Below are 18,892 nucleotides of genomic sequence, written 5' to 3' on the forward strand. Positions count from 1 at the left end.
AAAAAGGCAGGTACCGATGAGTATCCCCTTCAGGAGTAAATTGTTTTCCTGGCTGAAAATTATACGCATTCAGTTTTATCCCATGACACTTATTGCCTACAGCCTTGGCGCCGCGGCGGCATTCTTAAGTTCAGGGCGCTTTAACCTTCAGGCTTACCTCCGGGGCTACGTCATACTTTTCTTAATTGAACTCCTTACAATCCTCTGCAATGAATACTTTGACTATTCGACAGATAAGCTGAATAAAAACTTCAGCTTTTATACCGGGGGCACGAGAATGCTGGTCGAGGGGAAGATATCCTCAGGTGAAGTTAAAGCCGCGGCCTCAGTGGTTACAGCCTTAATTTTGGTAAGCTCACTTCTGCTTCTAAGCAGCACGCCTGCCTCATCCGTGCTGCCTGCAGCAGTAATGATTATGGCCAGCCTCATTCTGGGCGTCGGCTATACCGTGCCGCCCCTTAAATTCTGCTACAGGGGCTTAGGAGAAATTATTGTAAGCACAACCCACAGTCCTGTTGTAATCATGTGCGGCTTTGTTTTCCAGGAAGGGCGGTGGAATAACTCTCTTCCGTGGTTTTTCAGCATCCCGCTTTTCTTTGCCGTAATGGGTGCAATTACGCTTGCGGGCATTCCGGATTATAGTGCCGACTCTTCGGTTAAAAAAAGAACAATTTCTGTAATTCTTGGTCCCAGGCGCGCTGCCATGCTTTCAATTGTCTTTACGGCATTTGCCGCGCTTGCGGCATTTCTCCTGTGGTATTATGAAATACTAGACGGCTACGCCGGGGCTGCGCTTCTGCTGGTGCTTTTTCACGCTGTTATACTCTGGATGAACCTCTACAGGCTAATCAAATCCAACGATTTCGACCGCAGGATTAATTCCACAATGCAGATTGCGCTTAGCTACATCATCTGGTTCGGTGTGATACCGCTTGTATATCTTGTATTAAAATAAAGAGGGTAATTGTTATGAGATTCTTTGTTTTATCTCTGTTCCCGCTGCTTATAATTTCCAGCGCAGCGGCACAGACTAACCTGCAGAAAGGAAAAGACCTGCTTCTGAAGGCTGACATGGAGTTCTCCAGGCTTTCACAGGAAAAAGGGTCAAACGAGGCGTTCCTTGCTTTTGCTTCAGACAGCGCCGTACTATTAAGAAAAAACAGCTATCCAGTTGAGGGAAAATCTGCCATCAGAAGCCTTCTTTCCAGGCGGCCCGACACGTCCTTTGTGCTCATATGGAAACCCGTCTTTGCAGATATAGCATCTTCAGGGGAGCTGGGGTACACTTACGGGACTTATGAAGTGAGGACCCCGGGCGGGTTAAAACTGACTGGTGAGGGAACGTACGTTACAATATGGAAAAGAGATAAAAACGGCCGCTGGAAGTTCGTTCTTGACGCCGGAAACGAAGGCCTAAGAGCTGAAAAGAAATAGAAATAATATTTGACCCCTAAAATTTCCCGGTATTCCTTATCTTTTAAGATGAGTAATCGTAAGTAAGAGGATAAGGTGGAAAGAAGTGCTTTCGGAAGGACGTGGTGGGGCAATGCGTGGATTGAGGCTCTGGAGAAAAGTGACATTGACAGGGACAGGCTTGAGGAGGGGAAGGCATATGCCGCCCGTGGGAATGTCAAAGAAATAAAATTTGAGAGGCGTGAAATACTGGCTTTTGTTCACGACCAGGAAACCTATAAGCCGAAGATCAGGCTTATAGAATTCAGCGATGAAGAAAAACGCCAGGTTGAAAAAATCATAAGCGGAAAGCCTGCACTTGCCTCCGATTTAAGCCTGGGCAGGCTTCCTGAAGAGATGCTGGAGCTGATGAAGGAGAAGTCGATTCCCCTTTTCCCCACAAGCTGGCAGAGAGTTACCTCCTCATGCACGTGTGAGGAAAAAGAAAACCCATGCCGGCACCGTGCCGCGGTTTATTACCTCATTGCAAATGAAATTGATAAAAACCCTTTCATACTTTTTAATCTGCGCGGCATTTCTACAGAAGAGCTGATGCAAAACGCGGGGCTTGTTGCAATTGAGGAGATTAGCAGGGAAGAAGACGAGTTTATCCCTTACGAAAAGGCGGGTGTAAATGCCGCAATGCCTGAAGAAAGGGAGCCCGACCTGTCATTTGACGACATTAATATAAGGTCACTTTTTACGCTTCTACCCGACAATCCCCTCTTCTATAACGAGAGCAACTTTAAGCTATTGCTGATTGAAAAGTATAAGTCGCTTACCTCCTTTGCCGAGACAATAAATGTTGAAGATGAAATAAACGTCCGGATGAACCGCCTGGATATTCATATACTATGCAGCGGAAAAAAGCCTAAAAAGGAAAAGTCCAGTTACCGTGAAAGTGAACCCGTTTTCCTCTTCTCGCCTGAGACGTACATCCCCGGAATAAAAACCAGAGATGAACCACTTCAGCTTAACATGCCCGTGCTTTCGGGCAATAGTCTGAGCCTCCAGAAAAAAAAGATGAAGGCTGCTGAAAGAACGGACGTAATGAACTACTTCCTTTCACTGCCCCTTGACCTTTCCAGTGATAATTCATCGCGCCCGGTAATGTTTCTTAACCTCGCCTCATCAATTGCCCTGGCGCTGGTGAAAACATTTTCTTTTATCCCAGAGCTTACGCTTTTTGAAGACAACAGCTTTATTATACGCTACACGCCTCTAATACACGATGAGAAGACGCAGGCGGCAATGGAGCTTCTTAAAAACATGGCGCCGGAAGATTTTATTTTCAGGGAAAGCGACCAGGCGGTGTTCAAAGAACCTGAACTTTTCGTGCTTTCTGAATTCATTACCTATATAGTGCATCAGCAGGAGGCAAAGCTGGGGAGGAACTTCTTTTTCCTCGACCAGAAGATATATAACGCTTTTTTTAAAGGGGAACGTTTTAAGCCTGAAAAGTTTGAGGAAGAAAGTTACGCCAAGGCAGTTCTGGACTGGCTTGAAAGGATTACCTTCAGAAAAAGAACACTTCAGCCTGTGGTGGTAATTAAGAGTATAACAGCCGACAGGTACTCAGTCCAGGTTGAAATAAGGGACAGGCAGAAAGAAGGCTCAAAGCCGCTCCCCTTTTCGGGGCTCTTTGAAGAAAAAGGGAGCCTTTTCGGGATGGAAAGCGAAATAGTAAGAACAGAACTCCTTCGCGAGGTTAAGATAGCCTCTGAATACTTCCCGCAGCTGAATGCAGTTCTAAACAGCTCGGGAGAGGAATTAGGCACGATGACCTCTGAGGAGATCTTTGATTTTATAACGAAAACTTCAGATACATTAAACCTGCTTGGGCTTAAGGTCGTTCTGCCGGAGAACATAAAAGACCTTGCTGAGCCTAAACTGATACTTACGGCAAATGACAGGGATCACCATGAGTCATTGACATATTTTTCTTTAAAGGACCTGCTGGAATTTCAGTGGCAGGTGGCTATTGGAGACACCCTGATTACGGCCGAGGAATTCCGGAAGATGGCTATGGAGTCGAGAGGAATTGTAAAGCTTAAGGACAGCTACTTTCTCTTAGATCCTGAGAAGGCCGAGGCAATTCTGGATGAAATATCGCGCAAGCCGGAAGATTTTTCGCCCAGGGATATACTGCAGACATTTCTTACGGGAGAGTTCCAGGGGAAAAAGTTCATTCCCGCCGAGGCTTTGGCAAGAAAGATTGAAGCGCTATTGAAGCCAGAGGAGGTGACTTATCCCGAGGACCTTCACACAAAGCTCAGGCCTTACCAGAAGACGGGATTCCGCTGGCTTTACACGAATGCTGTAAAGGGCTTCGGCTGCTGCCTGGCTGACGATATGGGGCTTGGGAAAACCGTGCAGGTAATTGCACTCATACTGAGGTTCAAGGAAGAAGGAAAGCTCACTTCCCCTGCCCTTGTTGTATGCCCTACAACCATTGCAGGAAACTGGTATAAAGAGCTTGCAAGATTTGCCCCGAAGCTGAAGGTCTTTGTCTATCACGGCGCGCAAAGGAGGCTTATGCTTAAAAATGTGGATGTTGTTATTACAACCTACGGCACATTAAGAAGTGATGAGGAGAAGTTCGGCAAATTTACCTGGGCTATCGGCATTATAGATGAGGCGCAGAATATCAAGAATCCCGATGCCGAGCAGACGAGGGCCGTTAAGTCGATAAGCGCGGTTAACCGTGTAGCCATGAGCGGCACCCCGGTTGAGAACAGGATGACAGAGCTCTGGAGCATATTTGATTATATTAATAACGGTTATCTTGGCACGCTCGGAAGCTTCAGGAAGAACTTTTCCATGCCGATTGAAAAGTACAGGGATAAAGAGAAGATAACAAAGCTCAGGAAGATAACCTCCCCATTTATTTTAAGGCGCCTTAAAACAGATGAAAAAATAATAAAGGACCTGCCGGATAAAATAGTGTTTGATGAATACTGCTTTCTTACAAAGGATCAGACGGTATTATATGAAGAGGTTGTAAAGTCGGCCCTGGGTGAGCTGAAGCTGAATAAGGGGGCGGCAAGAAAAGGGGCCATATTTAAGCTTATTACGGAGCTTAAAGAGATCTGCAACCACCCTTCGCAGTTTAAGAAAGAGGAAGACTTTAGAAGTGAGCTCTCCGGGAAATCGGAGAAAACGCTTGAGCTCCTCAGGAAAATGCTACGCTAGGAAGAGAAGATACTGATATTTACGCAGTATAAGGGGATGGGGGATATACTGGAGAGCATGATATCACAAGAACTAAACGAGAAGACATTTTTCTTTCACGGATCTCTTACAAGAAGCCAGAGGGATAAAATAGTAAGTGACTTCCAGGGGAATCCGGAAACAAGGATCATGGTAGTCTCACTTAAGGCCGGGGGAACGGGGCTTAATCTTACGGCGGCTGCCAGGGTTATTCATTACGACCTCTGGTGGAACCCTGCCGTGGAGACGCAGGCAACAGACCGCGTTTACCGCATAGGCCAGCACAGGAACGTTACAGTCCACCGCCTCATAACGCTTGGCACATTTGAAGAGAAAATTGACGACATGATAAAGCAGAAAAAAGAGCTCTCGGAGCTGACCGTGTCGGTTGGAGAAAGCTGGATTACGGAGCTTCCGGAGCGTGAACTAAAGAAGATTTTCAGCCTCAGGTGATTTAACTTTTCACGCGGATTTCCTATCTTTGCCTGGAAAGCAGGTAAAACATGAAGGTTTTAAGAATACATATATTGCTCATATTTATCTTCACAGGTGTCCTTTTAGCCCAGGACAGGCCTTCCGGTGAGTACGAGGTCCCAATTGATTCCGTCAGAGGGCAGAAGACGTGGGTGAATATCCAGATAAATGAAGACTACTCATACAGCCTTCAGGTAAGGGATCCTTCTGAAATAAGGACCGAAACGGGGTGCTGGAATATTGAAGGCGATAAGGTGACGCTTACGCCTGATAACAGTTCAGATTATTACGACCTGCGCAACAGTCTTTTGGATAAGATACTGCCCGGGAGGGCGCTGGAAGTTAAAGAAGAAGGGCTTTTGTGGAGGGTAAAAGACAAACCCGCAATCCTGCTGAAGAAAATCCGCAAATGCAATTGTTAAGAGAACAAGTAAAAGTACTCCCCCAAATACACACCAGAGCCTCGGAAGAGGCGACTTGTCTGTAGAAGGAAATGTTTCCCCACCTCTCATTAGAGCCCTGGAAGAGGCGACCTGTATGATTGGTGAATACGATTATACCCCTTTTACAAGACGCTCCTCCGGAGCTATGAATATTTTTTTATGACAGCATTTTCTACAGACAAGTCGCCTCTTCCGAGGCTCAAATGAATCAGATGAAAACATTGCTGTTGATAAGGAAGAGCCCGAAAATCAGATTACAAGACCCCGATATTTTCCCTTTTATTTTGATTTTTTAGCGCGGGTTGGTTACCTTTGTCTTTCATTTTTTAGGCAGGATACTTAAGAGGAAGTCCACTATAGATACATATGCATTTAACCCAGGAACAGAAGAATATTGTAAATAGTCACGGTGATCTTAAAATCAACGCCGTTGCGGGCTCGGGAAAGACAACCACACTTATTGAATATGCGCGCAAAAGAGCCCTGAAATCGGAAAAGCTCCTCTACCTGGCTTTTAATTCATCGGTAAAAAAATACGCGCGCGACCGTTTCGAGTCGGAAGGCCTAAGAAACGTAAGGGTTGAAACGGCTCACTCACTGGCTTTTGATTCCATTGTTAAAAGAAGCAATTACACGCTTGGCAGCAGCCTAGGCACAAGTCAGGTTATGGATATTCTTTCTCTTAAGACAAACAGCCGCGACAGGAATGCCGTCTACGTCCTTGCAAACCACATAAAGAAGTTTGTTTCGTATTACTGCAACAGCACAAAAGAAAAAGTGCAGGAACTGGACTACAGCCAGGTTGTAAACGACCCTGTTGCAAAGGCTTTCGTCCAGAGTTATTATGAGCAGATTGAGTACGGAACAAGGCTTCTATTGACCAAAATGCTGAAGTCTGAAATTGACATAACGCACGACTTCTACCTCAAGATGTTCCAGCTTAAAAACCCGCTTCTTAAATACGACTATATACTTTTTGATGAAGGGCAGGATGCATCCCCTGCAATGCTGGACGTTTTCCTGAATCAGGATGCGGGCAAGGTTATCGTTGGCGACACGCATCAGCAGATCTACGGCTGGCGCTATGCAATTAACTCGCTTGAAAAAGTTGAGGGCTTTGGTGAAATGTCTCTCGGCACCAGCTTCCGCCTGGATGAAGAGATGGCCCGCCTTGCAATGTCGGTGCTTAAGTGGAAGGAAAATTTCACTGATTATAAAGAAAACACAATAACAGGACTGGGCCACAGGAAGGAGCTGAAGACAAGAGCCGTAATTGCCAGAACAAACCTGAGGCTTCTTGTAAAGGCAATAAGTCTCGTTACAGGTTTCAGCGGCGTGAATAAAATTTATTTTGAAGGCAACCTGAATTCCTATATTTTTGCCGGTGAAGGAGCGTCGCTCTACGACGTGCTGAACCTTTCTGAAGGGAACACACACTTAGTGCGTGACGAACTGATAGGCCGCATGAAGGGGCTTGAGGAGCTTAAAGAGTACGCCGAACAGAGTGAGGAAACAGAGCTTCTGATGCTCATTGACATTGTGGAAGAATACGGACGGGAACTCCCCCGCCTTATAAAACTTCTGAAGGAAAGGCACCTTCCGGACAGCGAGCGCCATAAGGCCGATATGATATTCTCAACCGTGCACCGCTGCAAGGGGATGGAATATGACGAGGTGACGCTTGAGAAGGATTTTATTTCCGAAGAGGCAATTAAAAAAGCCATAAGAAAAGAGGGGATCAAGAATATAGATGCAGCAGGGCTTGCCGAGGAAATTAACCTGCTTTATGTGGCAATTACGCGTACAAAGACGAGGCTTAAAATACCTGAAGAACTCTTAAGCCCAGAGGAGCAGGAAGCGCTTCTTTCTTCGGAAAAACATTTCCTCATACCCGCGCGTGAGAATTCCCTGAGGTATTCCTCAAAGGTCAGTAAAAGCATATTATTTAAGAAACCGGCCTCTTCGAATGTAAGGTGGACAAGGGAAATGGACATGGAACTTGAGAAAAGGGTGTCGAAGAATGTCCCGATGAAATTTATTGCCGAGCATTTCGGCGCAACTAAAAAAGCGGTAAGAAAACGCCTTGATGAACTGGACCTTTACAGCAAATACGACCTGGATCCTGAGAGATACTAATGACTCTGCCTGCAGGAAGTAAATCCTGCTGATTGAAAAAATGATGATCCGCAAAAGCAATTACTTTCACTTAAACTACGGATACAAAATTTGAAAACTGTCTCTTTTGGTAAAAAAACTCTTCTTTTCAGACTACTTATAACATTATTTTTCCTTCTGGCCTACGGGAAGTTTTCCCTGGCAGAGGAAAGGCTTGAAAGCGACGGGGCAATTGTTCTGCTTAAATGCGGCACGACTCCCCTTTCCTCCTACAGCCAGTATTTTAACGCCTTTGCTTCTTTCGGCTTTAAGATAAAGCCTGTTGAGGTTTCAGACTTAAAAAGCCTGAAGACAGATGAAGTAAGGGTGCTTATTATTCCTTCTGACGCGGCACTAAGCATGACGGAAAACGTCAGGAAAGAAATCCTGAACTTCGTCCGGAACGGGATAAACGTTATAACTGAGACCCGTTCATCTTTAGCCGAGGCGCTGGGGCTTAAGTTTCCGGGCAGGAGTAGAAGCGTTAAGTTTGCGCGCGATTTAAGTCATCCTGAAGTTGAAATAAAATTCCGCAGTAATCTTCAGGCCGAGGAATTTACGGGCCTGGATCTTAAGACTTTCTCGGTTGAGCCTGAAAGCGGGATGGCGCTGGCCGCCGGGGGGAGCCTGGGAAAAGGAAAGTTCATATATCTTGCACTTCCATTGGACAAGCCGGCTTCATTCGGATATGAAAGATTCCCCTACTTCCACGAATATTTCCTCGGATTTTTTAACTACAAGCCTTTTATAAGGGATAACCGTCTTGTAGCCTACGTGGACTACGGGTTTCATGACGAGGAGGATCCTCAGGTGCTTGCCGCAAGGTTAAAGGATTACGGGATCGGGGAGGTTCACTTAAGCGGCTGGTACACTTTGGATAATTGCGGGGATTATTTTGAAAGTTTTATCGGCGAATGCCATAAAAACGGAATACTTGTTTATCTCTGGCTGGAGCTCCCGATGGTAAGCCAGGAGTTCTGGAATATGCACCCGGAATGGCGGCAGAAGAAGGCAACGGGAGAGGACGCGGCGCTCGACTGGCGGAAGCTTATGGCACTTGAAAACCCAGAGTGCTTTAAGGCCGTGAAAGATTATCTTAAAGAATATATTGAGGCGCAGGACTGGGACGGTGTGGACATAGCGGAGCTTTATTTTGAATCGCTGCTGGGCTACAGGCACCCGGCGTCATTTACCCCGATGAGCAGTTTTGTAAGGAATGAGTTCAGGAAGACGTATGGAAAGGACCCCATTAATATTTTCAGTCCGTCAAGCCCCAATTATTACGGAAAAGACAAAACTCTGTTGAACAAATTTCTTGAATACAGGGCTGACCTCTGCACGAAGCTGAACCGCCAGGTGCTGGAATTCCTGGGGCCTTTAAGAGAAGAAAAGGATCTTGATATTTATCTTACGCAGATAGACAACCCTCTAAGCCGTGAAGTAAAAAGCGCTATAGGAGTTGAAACAAAGGATTACGTAAGCCTGCAGAAGGAGTTCGGTTTTACCATGCAGGCGGAAGATCCGTATCCCCTATGGGTAATGGGGCCCGACCGGTATAAAAAGATAGGAAGCTTCTACAGGGAAAAGCTTGGCGCAGGCGCAACACTGACGCTTGACATTAATGTTGTGGATGAAGGGCGTGACGACCCGTATCCTACCCCGGTACAGACAGGTCTTGAGCTCATGGAGCTGATACGCGAAGCGGCGCTGAATTCAGACAGGGTATGCATTTATGCGGACAACACCCCTTATCCTTACGACTATGAGTATTCCCCTTACGCTTTAGCTTCGGCGGCCATGCTGAAGAAGACCAAAGAAAATGAATACGTTTCAGAATCCCCGAAGTCATTTATTCTTGAAACAGAAGTTTTGCGGCCCGAAGTAACAATAAACGGCAAACCCTGGCCTTTGATAAATAACAGGTCAGTTATTGTGCCCGCGGGAAAAAACGAAATTAAAACGGGAAAGAGCACCGAAGGTAAAGAGACGCTTTATGTTACTTCTTTAAGCTGTGAAGTTGAAAGTGCACAGAGAATGGGCTCAATGGTTGAGGTTTCTTATAAAGAAAACAGGAATGTATATATAAGTCTAAGTAAAAAGCCCGCGAGCATATTGCTTAACGGGAAAGAAGGAGATTTTCCTGAGTTTATTAATTCCGTTACGGGAGAATACACCTACAGATTCCCGGGCGGAAAAAATAAAATTACTTTCGGGCAGTAAGGAATTGATAAAAAGGAATCAGAGGCGCCATTTCCCCCGTGGCGCTATTTTTCCTGTTTCTGCTCCTCGTCTTCCTTTTGCGGGAATTCGGCGTCGAGATCAACTGCCTTTACTTTATCAATTATTTCCTGGAGAGTTTTTGCCTGCTCGTTGAAAGACTTAATAATTTTCTCCAGCTTATTGCTCTTTTGTTCCGGATTCTTCCCCATTTCAGCTAACCTTCCCCAAATTAAAATTCTTTATACAAATATATATGGTGACGAGTGGTGTTTTCGGAAAATTTTTTAAAAATAATTCGCAATATATGAAAAAAATTTTTCCGTCAAACTGATTAATTTGAGAATTGCAGAGAATTAATACAAAATTTTTCTTTTAATGCTGAATTCCCACCCCCTCAGATTCAATAAAATACTTTCCAATAACCGGTCAAATTATTATATTAAAGTCCAACAGGCTGAAATTGTCAAACAACTAAAGAGGTTAAAGTGGCGCTGCTTACCTTAATACCCAAGTCCGAGGCCCGAAAGAAGGTCCTTGAAAAAAGACGTTTGTTGACTCCTGCTGAAGCATCACTTAAAACAGAGAGGATAATTGCGCATCTGAAGAATACGGATGAATTTAATTACGCCAAAAAGCTGCACATTTATATATCCACGCGTCCGGGTGAAGTTGACACGCGGAAAATTATAGATTTTGCCTTTGGGCGGGGAAAAGAGGTATTTCTGCCGAAGTTTCATAAGGAAAACGGGACCTTCAGGCGCGCCCAGTTTACAGGCTGGGGTGACCTCATTCAGAACTCCGACGGTTACTGGGAGCCTGGAATATCTGCAGGCGAGGACCTTTCGGACATAGACCTTTTTATTGTGCCTGCCATTGCCATATCGAAAAGCGGGCAGCGTGTAGGCCAGGGCGGGGGGCATTACGACCGTCTGTTAAAGAAAACCTTTGCCCCCAAGATGGTGGCAGCCTTTGAGTTTCAGGTTTTTGATTACATTGAAAGCGACCTGCACGACGTGAGGATAGACAAGATTGTTACAGAGCTGAGGGTAATCAACACGCGGGAAAACGGAAAACAGTAGATGTCAGAGTGGCGCCAGCCGGATCCTCCTTGTGAATCCCCTATGCATGATTATAATCATGACTTGTAAATGAAACGGCTTTCTTTTAATAATAATTATACGCAAGAAATCAGAAGAGACAGAGATGTTCAGAAAATATATTTTTGTAATTCTTGTCCTCATTCTGGGCTTTTCCAAAGAAAGCCTGGCGCAGGGGCCTGAAGGGAAGAATTTCGGGTTTGGAATTATATTAGGTGAGCCTACGGGCCTCACGCTCAAGTACTGGTTTAACAGGGAGAATGCACTTACAGGAAGCATCGGGGGCTCATATTTCGGAAGTCCGCGCATTAATGTGGATTATCTGTGGCACATTGATGCCTTCCGCTCGCGTGTAGCAATGCTTTACGCAGGTTTAGGCGGCGCTCTCGGGTTCGGACGCGGAGGCGACGGCTTCTGGTATAAAGATGATAAAGACAGGTTCTTCTACAGGCCTGCAAGTGATGTGGGTCTTGGTGTAAGGGGCTCATTCGGGCTTAATGTTATTCCCGCCAGGGTTCCACTGGAGATATTCTTTGAGATGGGGGCTCTTGTAGGGCTTGCACCCAGTTCAGGCGCGGCGGTGGATCTGGCGCTGGGGCTGAGGTTTTATCCCTAAGTAGGTATCAGAATTTAGAGTCAGAAAGGTAAGCCCTCTTTAAGATATCCTCGTACTGCCGGAAAGTAATTTCAACGGCACCGAACATTTTAAGGTGTTCAGTCTGGTACTGCACGTCGAGCATCCGGAAGCCTTTTTCATTCAGGTGTTCAATAAGTTTAATCAGACAGGCCTTTGAGGCCTGCGGGGTTTTTGAGAACATTGATTCGCCGAAAAAGGCTCCGCGGTAAGTAATACCGTAGAGCCCTCCCACAATTTTATCACCCTGCCAGGCTTCCACCGTATGGAGGTGTCCTGCCTTATGGAGTCTTTTATACGCCCTGATGAGTTTATCAGATATCCATGTAGTTTCCCGTCCGGCGCAGCCTTTAATAACCCGCATATAGCTATAGTCGAAGCGGTATTCAAAGCCCGATGTCTCCATAAATTTGCGCAGGCTTCTGGGGAAATTATAGTTATCGAGAGGTATTACGGTCCTGGTCTGGGGCCAGTACCAGTCGATCCTCCCTTCCTCGTCGGCCATAGGGAAGGCGCCTCTGGAATAGAGAATGAGCATATTCTCAGGTTCCAGGAATTCGTCTTCGGAGAACTGGTTACCGTCATTCATCTGCTTTTACTTCATATTGCACGATATCGTAGCCTTTTTTAGTTTCGAAAAATGCGAAGCCTATGCCGACAACGACCACTATCATTCCGATTACGAATGCGGCAATTATCAGGCCCTGAAGGTGAAGTGTCTGGTTAAAGAAGTCTATTGCAATCAAAAGTGAAGTCATAACAAACAGTGCCACTGCGGCGGTATAGCTTAAGACCGCGTTGCGGACGAGTTTGACTCTGAAGACGAGTTCTCTTAGCTGGTGCGCGATGCTTTCCAGGCGGATGTTTTCCTCATAAGTAAAGTCCCTGCCTCCTGTTTTCAGCGCAAGGTGGCGTTTTTCCTCATTAAGGAGGCGTATTCTGTTGACGACGAGTGAATATTTATTATTGATACCGAGAATAAGCAGTCCGCATGCGTTAATCATAACAGCGGGAGCCAGCATGAGCTGGATTATCTGAGTAACCGTAACATTTTGTCCAACGATCTGCATAATTTTCAATCCTGTATTAATCAGTAAGTCTAAATAATTTATATAACTGCCCATAAAAAGCCAAGGCAGACCTTTAAAAATAAAAAAATCCGTTCTATTTTCCGGAATAAAATTATTCATCACACTTATTTTATTTCCGATATACATTGCAGAGGTCTTATCCGGGCAGGTAATCAGGTAATGTCGGGGAATGTTTGTAATTTTGAAAAGTATTATATGATAAATGAAATGAGATTTTCCATAATATCTTTAAGGAAATAACCAGCATTAATTTCCATAACATTAATGCTGGCTTATTTACAAAAGTATTGTCCAATTTATTTCAACAACAGAAACTTCCTTGAAGTCATATAATTAGCGGACCTCAACTGATAGACATATATCCCGCTTGGGAGATTGCTGCCGTCAAATAATGCTTCATATCTCCCAGACTTTCTGAAACCCGAATATAATGTAGAGATACTTCTTCCAAGTATGTCATAGACCTTTAATTCTATATATGAGGGTTCGGGAATATCATATTTTATTCTGGTCTCAGGATTAAAGGGATTTGGATAATTTTGATACAGCCAGTATTTCCCAACTATATTATGGCTGTTATGAACTTCGGTTCCATTGCCGAATCTGTCGTTTATAATATAATTTATAAGATCTTTTGCCTCATTTAGGCTCATATAGAAAAGCGGGAAGCTAAGCACTACGGCTTTATAATCGTTCCCAATATATTCAATGCCTACCGGCTGCCCTTTTAATTTTCCATATGTATCGTCATTATATTTGGAATCATAGGTAAGTACAACGCTGCCTCCTGGAGCAGGCTGCAATGCTTCGACTTTTGTTAAATAACCGGAAGGATTTTTTGACGGGTCAATTACGACTGATCTATAACTGTCGTTGGCAGATACAGCTCCAATAAACTCGGAAAATCCTGCATTATATAAATGTTTGATTTTCAGGTATTTATAGATAAAATCGTTTTCTGTGTAGTCATACGGTATCTCGTAAGCCTTATGAGGCTTAAAATCATAGACGTTGCTGCCTGTATATAACAGGGTTCCGCCGTAGTCCAGATATTTCCCAAGTTCATCTATATACTTTGGGCTGGAAATATATGAATCATTATGCCAGATAACTGTAGTGTACATTCCAAGATCGGATAGTTTTATACTCCTTAGCTTTACTAAGTCGTATGAGCTGACTTTTCTATCTGTCAGAAGGGAAATATAAAAGCTGTCGATCTGAGAATCTGTGTATTTGTCTCCCGTTATTTCATCCGAATCATCTACAATGAGTAGTCCGTGGTTTAATGTCACAGCATGTGATTTTAGAACGTTACTTCTGTTGCTTTCATTCCCGTTTATATCTATACCCGTTACGTAGTAATAGTAAGATGTATCAGTTCTTTCTTTGTCAGAATATAATGTGTCATTAATTGCCTCAGTATTGATTTTTATAAACCCATTAGCTGTATCAATTGACCTGTAAAGATTATATCCCCTTAGATCTTCTTCGGTATTCTTCTGCCAGTAAAGTACAATTTTATCTTTTTGAGGATCATCCTTAAAGTTATGAGGCGCTAATGGTGTATGGCCTGGAATTATTGCTACTTCATTTATCACACTTTCAAAATTATTACTTGTAATGGCTGCACCGAAGTAATACGTAGAGCCTTCAGCTAAACCTGTTATTACAATATTTGTATCCGAAGCAGTAATCGATGAGTCATAGATATAAGAATTCTTCCCTATATATATCCTATAAAAACCTGATTCATTGCTTTTAGCCCATTTTAGCCTGATACTTTGACCATCACCAATATTGGCTGCAGATAAATTTTTTACAGGTGAGGGCAGAAATGTATACTGGAGTAAATTAGCAAATGCAGCCTTTGCAACCTCCTTTGTATAAGGTATATTGCAATAAGAAGTTGAGTCACCTGACGAATGGTATCTATCTATATTGATCTCATTTTCTTCAAAATATATAGAAGGATAACCATAATAATTAAAACTGTAGCTGTCTGAACGCCCATGATAGTCATATAGATTTATAGGCTCAAGAGTTGTATAATTCTTAGTAATTATATCAGAAAGCTGGTGATATGGTTCTAATCCCTTGTAAGAATAAATTTTCAGATACCTGCATGTGTCGCTTGCATTTGCAATCATGTCAAGATTTATCATTAATCCGATTTCTTGCCCAGATTCCCTGAATTTCTTTGCTATATCCATGCTTCCTACAAGTCCTGCTTCTTCACAGTCGAAAGCTATAAACTTTATAATGCGGGGAAGATTGACTCCAGAGTGTTTTAATATTCTTGCCATCTCAAGCACTGCTGAGACACCGCTTGCATTATCATCTGCTCCAGGGGACAGGGTATAATTCTCAGAGTCATAGTGAGCTCCTGCTATTAGAATTTCCTTCTGAGTAGAATTGGAATTTAAGGTGGCAGTTATATTCTTACACCATATGCCCTGATTTAAGAATGAGTCAGCATAAACCTCCGAGTAACCAAAGCTCCTGAATTTATTAATAATCCACTGGACAACAGAATATCTGTTTGGAGCAGAATAATATCTTGTATTAAAACTCTCAAGCATAAGCATGTAGCTTTTTATGCTGTCTGAATTTACCTCATTTATAACTCTGCTGATCATTGTGTCTTTATCAGATAAGGAGGAGTTGTTTTGGCCATGTAAAGAGTATGATGGTCTCAGTTGAGATTCCGGATTGCTCTCAGCCGAACTTTTTGAGCAGATGAAAAGAATTGCCAAAAGACCGAAACTAATAAGATTTCTCATTGGAAGCAGCTCTTCTTTTAATTATCTGGGAAATATGGCGATCTATGGTTAAAGAGTGTCTTTTTCTTTTGCAACATAAGTAAAAGGATTATGAAGGTAAATACATACTTGTACTGATTCTCACTCATAAATATATGTATTTATTCTTCTTCCAGACTTTATCATAGCCAGCTTTAAGTCCACAGTTGCAGGCGTCAGATCGCTAAATGACATTCAGACTGAGATTCCGAAGGCATCAAGGTCACTCTTCAATTATCTCCATAAAATTACAGCTGTTAAACTGAGCAATATTTTCTTACTTTGCAGCATGAATATTTCCCGATTTCTATATAGACAAAGATCGTTTATTTATTCCGTAAGCGCGGTGCTGCTGTGGTCTACGGTGGCTACGGCTTTTAAGCTGGCTCTTGAGGGATTGGGCTATGAGCAGCTTTTATTCTATTCCTCGCTTACAAGCACAATCGTCCTTTTTATTATTATGATGTTTTCGGAAAGGAAGAAAATGTTCCTGGAGCTGAAAGGGCGGTATATTCCTAACAGCATGTTCCTGGGGTTGCTGAACCCATTCCTTTACTATATGGTGCTCTTTAAGGCCTACTCGCTCCTTCCTGCCTATGAGGCGCAGCCGCTTAACTACACATGGCCTATAATGATATCCATTATGTCGGCTTTGTTCCTGAAAGAAAAACTGGGCTTTAAGACTGTGGCTGGCCTTTTAACCGCTTTTATTGGGGTTGTTGTAATTGCTACAAGAGGGGACATTTTCAGCCTGAAGTTCCACGACCCCGAAGGCGTTATACTTGCCGTCGGGAGCTCACTTATCTGGGGCGCGTACTGGATATTAAATGTCATAGATAAAAGAGAGGCCCCGTCCAAACTTTTCGGGGCATTTTTTATGGGAACGGTTTATTCAGCCTTGTATCTTATGTTCTTCGGGAGCTTCAAAGTTGCTGACCCGCTTTACATACTGGGCGCTGCATATGTAGGCCTTTTTGAAATGGGAGTTACGTTCTTCCTCTGGATGAAGGGGCTTGCATTGAGTAAAAACAGAGCGCGGACTTCCACGCTGGCGTACCTTTCCCCCTTTATATCTCTTATTTTTATTACGTTTATACTGAATGAAAAGATTTCGGTTTATTCCATAACAGGGCTTATTCTGATCATTGGGGGAATTCTTTACCAGCAGCTGGACAAAAAGCTCCCGGAAAGTGAAGGGGCGCCTGCCAGGAGGTAACTACTGTCCCATGGAATATTCTTCGTGTGTTTTATCCGGGACTTCTATATATTTTGCGTAGCATCCGGGTTCCGGTATAATGTAGCCCTCTTCCCTCAGGCTTTTCAGATGGGCTTCGATTGCCAGGAGCATTGCACGCTCCACCTCTTCGTTTGAAAATCCCGTGGCAACGCATCCTTCGAGATCGGGTGAATAGGCTGAAAAGCCGGTTTTTGTTTTTTCCACTATAATCAGGTATTTCATCATCTTAAACCTGCTTTATCAAGAATGTTATTTATGGAGTTTTGGGCCAGCATGCCGTGCGGCCTGCCGGATAAGGTAATAATGCCCATTTTGAGCGTGTGCTTAAACTGAAGTATGTCCCCTTCCGAATGGAAGTGATACCATCCGTCCTTTTCAATAATCCTTATAAGTTCCTTAGCTTTCATGGCAGACATCATCCCACGGCTTATATGAATATTATATAAGAAGGATTGCAGAATTTCAATTCTTTTAGAAAGATTCAGTCTAGATCCGGAAGCTCTGTCCTATCTCATTAAGCCCCAGTTTAAGTGAATAGTTCTTTATAGATTCATTAAGCCACCTGAGGGGTTCATCACGGGGTTCCATTCCCTGCTGGAATGTATTGCAGTGAATAGGAATAAAATATCTGGCATTCATTCTTTCGGCCATAATGAGAGCCTCCTCGGGGTTGCAGTGGTTGAATTTCCATGGCCGGTAGGCGCCTATAGGCATAATTGCAACGTCCACGCCTTCGTTTTTCAGGACCTCGAGCTTATTTGTGTTAGCCGTGTCGCCGCCGAAGAGGATTTTCTTTCCGCTGCGTTCTATGAGGTAGGCGTTATAGCTCCTGCCGTCCTTAAAGAAGCCTCTTGAGCGGTCTTTTTCCCAGGGGAATCTCCACCCGAAATGCTTTACCTCGCAGGCGCGGACTTTTGTTGAGTCTATTTCGTGGCTTTCACCCCAGTCGAGTTCTTTAAGGGATTTCCACGGGAGTTCCTGAATTACGTCTTTGGAGTGGTAGGAAGTTACAACGTCAATTTGCCCGGGCTGCTTTTCAGCGATTGTTTTTAAGGATTCCCAGTCCATATGGTCCATATGGGCGTGTGAAAGGAGAATCATGTCTATTTTGGGGAGCTCCTCAATTGAAAGCGCCGGGGCTGAATAGCGTGAAGGTCCCCAGGTAAAGCCCAAGGCATAAATGCCCACGCGTCCGTAGAAGACGGGATCGGTTAAGATCCATTTGCCGTAGAAGTTCATAAGGACTGTGGAGTGCCCGATCCAGGAAAGGCTGAGGCTGTTATCGCTCCAGAGCGAGGTGTCGGGATGGTTCACTTTAAGAGCAGCAGCGCTGAGGCTGTCCTCCTTACGGCCTGTAAAAGGGGAAGTTAAAACAAAGCCAAGGGAAGCTAAAAAGCCCTTTTCAATAAAAGATCTTCTATTCATCAAGCTATTCACCTAAACAAAACTTATAATTCATCAGAACAATTTATCTGAATGAGACCGTATTGGGGAGTTCATTAGTATCGTCCTGCTTAATGGGGAAATGTCTGCTTAAGACCTCCCCGACTTCACGGATGCCCAGAGTGATGCCGTCGGAGAAGAATCCCTGGCGGAACTTTTCCTGCATATCGTCTTTAATTTTGTGCCAGGTATTATCTTGCACTTTTTCGTTAATTCCGGTATCGGCAAGAACATGAAACTTTTTTTCAGAAAGAAGGAGGTAAATAAGGATACCCGTCTTGTCGCGTGTTTTATCCATTCCGAGGCGGAAGAACTCTTCTTTAGCCATTTCCTCTATAGTTTTTTTGCGCTTTAAGAAGGGTTTTTTCTCCCTGATGCTGACGCGGATTTCTCCGGATGTTGTTTTCTCGGCCTCTTTAATTGCGTTAGAGATCATGAGGAGGTCGTCGTCATCCATCAGGTGATATAATGTTGGAAGTTCCATATTAGTATTTAGTTATTATTAAATTCTTCAGTTCCCGGCATTGATAAAAATACTTAACGCGGGGGTTTAATACAAGTGGAAATTCCCCCTTCGGGGGAGGCGAGTTGACTCATAAATAATGTAACCCTGGGATATTGAAAAATGATTCGTTGCCT

At 43.9% G+C, this 18,892-nt stretch carries 18 protein-coding genes; 10 read left to right on the plus strand and 8 right to left on the minus strand.

Annotation, left to right across the window (positions count from 1 at the left end; translation table 11 throughout):
* The first annotated feature begins 16 nt into the window (after positions 1-16).
* From HF312_11325 to HF312_11355, 7 genes are all read left to right on the plus strand, one after another.
* Positions 17-955 (plus strand): prenyltransferase, encoded by a 939-nt coding sequence (locus HF312_11325; GenBank protein MCU7520796.1) that lies wholly within the window; start codon positions 17-19, stop codon positions 953-955.
* A gap of 14 nt (positions 956-969) precedes the next feature.
* Complete coding sequence (locus tag HF312_11330) at positions 970-1,434, plus strand: nuclear transport factor 2 family protein (protein MCU7520797.1); 465 nt, start codon at positions 970-972, stop codon at positions 1,432-1,434.
* A gap of 75 nt (positions 1,435-1,509) precedes the next feature.
* The gene (locus HF312_11335) at positions 1,510-4,644 is read left to right on the plus strand and encodes a DEAD/DEAH box helicase family protein (protein MCU7520798.1); all 3,135 of its coding nucleotides are present in this window, start codon (positions 1,510-1,512) and stop codon (positions 4,642-4,644) included.
* 36 nt (positions 4,645-4,680) lie between these two features.
* Complete coding sequence (locus tag HF312_11340) at positions 4,681-5,115, plus strand: SWF/SNF helicase family protein (GenBank protein ID MCU7520799.1); 435 nt, start codon at positions 4,681-4,683, stop codon at positions 5,113-5,115.
* A gap of 50 nt (positions 5,116-5,165) precedes the next feature.
* Positions 5,166-5,558: a copper resistance protein NlpE gene (locus HF312_11345; protein MCU7520800.1), complete on the plus strand. Its 393-nt coding sequence runs from the start codon at positions 5,166-5,168 to the stop codon at positions 5,556-5,558.
* Between the two features lie 387 nt (positions 5,559-5,945).
* Complete coding sequence (locus HF312_11350) at positions 5,946-7,715, plus strand: UvrD-helicase domain-containing protein (GenBank protein ID MCU7520801.1); 1,770 nt, start codon at positions 5,946-5,948, stop codon at positions 7,713-7,715.
* 90 nt (positions 7,716-7,805) lie between these two features.
* Positions 7,806-9,953: a hypothetical protein gene (locus tag HF312_11355; protein MCU7520802.1), complete on the plus strand. Its 2,148-nt coding sequence runs from the start codon at positions 7,806-7,808 to the stop codon at positions 9,951-9,953.
* Positions 9,954-9,997: 44 nt separating this feature from the next.
* Here HF312_11355 and HF312_11360 read toward each other — a convergent pair whose 3' ends face one another.
* Complete coding sequence (locus HF312_11360; GenBank protein MCU7520803.1) at positions 9,998-10,162, minus strand: hypothetical protein; 165 nt, start codon at positions 10,160-10,162, stop codon at positions 9,998-10,000.
* A gap of 276 nt (positions 10,163-10,438) precedes the next feature.
* Here HF312_11360 and HF312_11365 point away from each other — a divergent pair, with 276 nt between their 5' ends.
* Together HF312_11365 and HF312_11370 are read left to right on the plus strand one after the other, a co-directional pair.
* The gene (locus HF312_11365; GenBank protein MCU7520804.1) at positions 10,439-11,032 is read left to right on the plus strand and encodes a 5-formyltetrahydrofolate cyclo-ligase; all 594 of its coding nucleotides are present in this window, start codon (positions 10,439-10,441) and stop codon (positions 11,030-11,032) included.
* Between the two features lie 124 nt (positions 11,033-11,156).
* Positions 11,157-11,666 (plus strand): hypothetical protein, encoded by a 510-nt coding sequence (locus tag HF312_11370; GenBank protein MCU7520805.1) that lies wholly within the window; start codon positions 11,157-11,159, stop codon positions 11,664-11,666.
* A 7-nt stretch (positions 11,667-11,673) separates the two neighbouring features.
* On the opposite strand, the gene HF312_11375 is transcribed toward HF312_11370, so the two are convergent.
* The 3 genes from HF312_11375 to HF312_11385 all read right to left on the minus strand — a co-directional run bounded on the left by HF312_11375 (position 11,674) and on the right by HF312_11385 (position 15,555).
* Positions 11,674-12,273, minus strand: a complete 600-nt coding sequence (locus HF312_11375) for a leucyl/phenylalanyl-tRNA--protein transferase (GenBank protein ID MCU7520806.1) — start codon at positions 12,271-12,273, stop codon at positions 11,674-11,676.
* Entirely contained in the window at positions 12,266-12,706 is a 441-nt protein-coding gene (locus HF312_11380) for a DUF2721 domain-containing protein (GenBank protein ID MCU7520807.1), read from the minus strand. Before HF312_11380 ends, HF312_11375 begins: the two co-directional genes overlap by 8 nt.
* A 365-nt stretch (positions 12,707-13,071) precedes the next feature.
* Positions 13,072-15,555, minus strand: a complete 2,484-nt coding sequence (locus HF312_11385; GenBank protein MCU7520808.1) for a M20/M25/M40 family metallo-hydrolase — start codon at positions 15,553-15,555, stop codon at positions 13,072-13,074.
* A gap of 307 nt (positions 15,556-15,862) precedes the next feature.
* Between HF312_11385 and HF312_11390 the strand changes: the two genes are divergently transcribed.
* A complete protein-coding gene (locus HF312_11390; protein MCU7520809.1) occupies positions 15,863-16,789 on the plus strand; it encodes an EamA family transporter in 927 nt (308 codons plus the stop codon).
* On the opposite strand, the gene HF312_11395 is transcribed toward HF312_11390, so the two are convergent.
* The 4 genes from HF312_11395 to HF312_11410 all read right to left on the minus strand — a co-directional run bounded on the left by HF312_11395 (position 16,790) and on the right by HF312_11410 (position 18,737).
* Complete coding sequence (locus HF312_11395) at positions 16,790-17,032, minus strand: type II toxin-antitoxin system HicB family antitoxin (protein ID MCU7520810.1); 243 nt, start codon at positions 17,030-17,032, stop codon at positions 16,790-16,792.
* Positions 17,032-17,217, minus strand: a complete 186-nt coding sequence (locus tag HF312_11400; GenBank protein MCU7520811.1) for an addiction module toxin, HicA family — start codon at positions 17,215-17,217, stop codon at positions 17,032-17,034. Before HF312_11400 ends, HF312_11395 begins: the two co-directional genes overlap by 1 nt.
* 79 nt (positions 17,218-17,296) lie before the next feature.
* Complete coding sequence (locus tag HF312_11405; GenBank protein MCU7520812.1) at positions 17,297-18,235, minus strand: Zn-dependent hydrolase; 939 nt, start codon at positions 18,233-18,235, stop codon at positions 17,297-17,299.
* Between the two features lie 43 nt (positions 18,236-18,278).
* Entirely contained in the window at positions 18,279-18,737 is a 459-nt protein-coding gene (locus HF312_11410) for a TPM domain-containing protein (protein MCU7520813.1), read from the minus strand.
* Positions 18,738-18,892: the final 155 nt, after the last annotated feature.

Source organism: Ignavibacteria bacterium (assembly GCA_025612375.1).
Classification (GTDB): domain Bacteria; phylum Bacteroidota; class Ignavibacteria; order Ignavibacteriales; family SURF-24; genus JAAXKN01.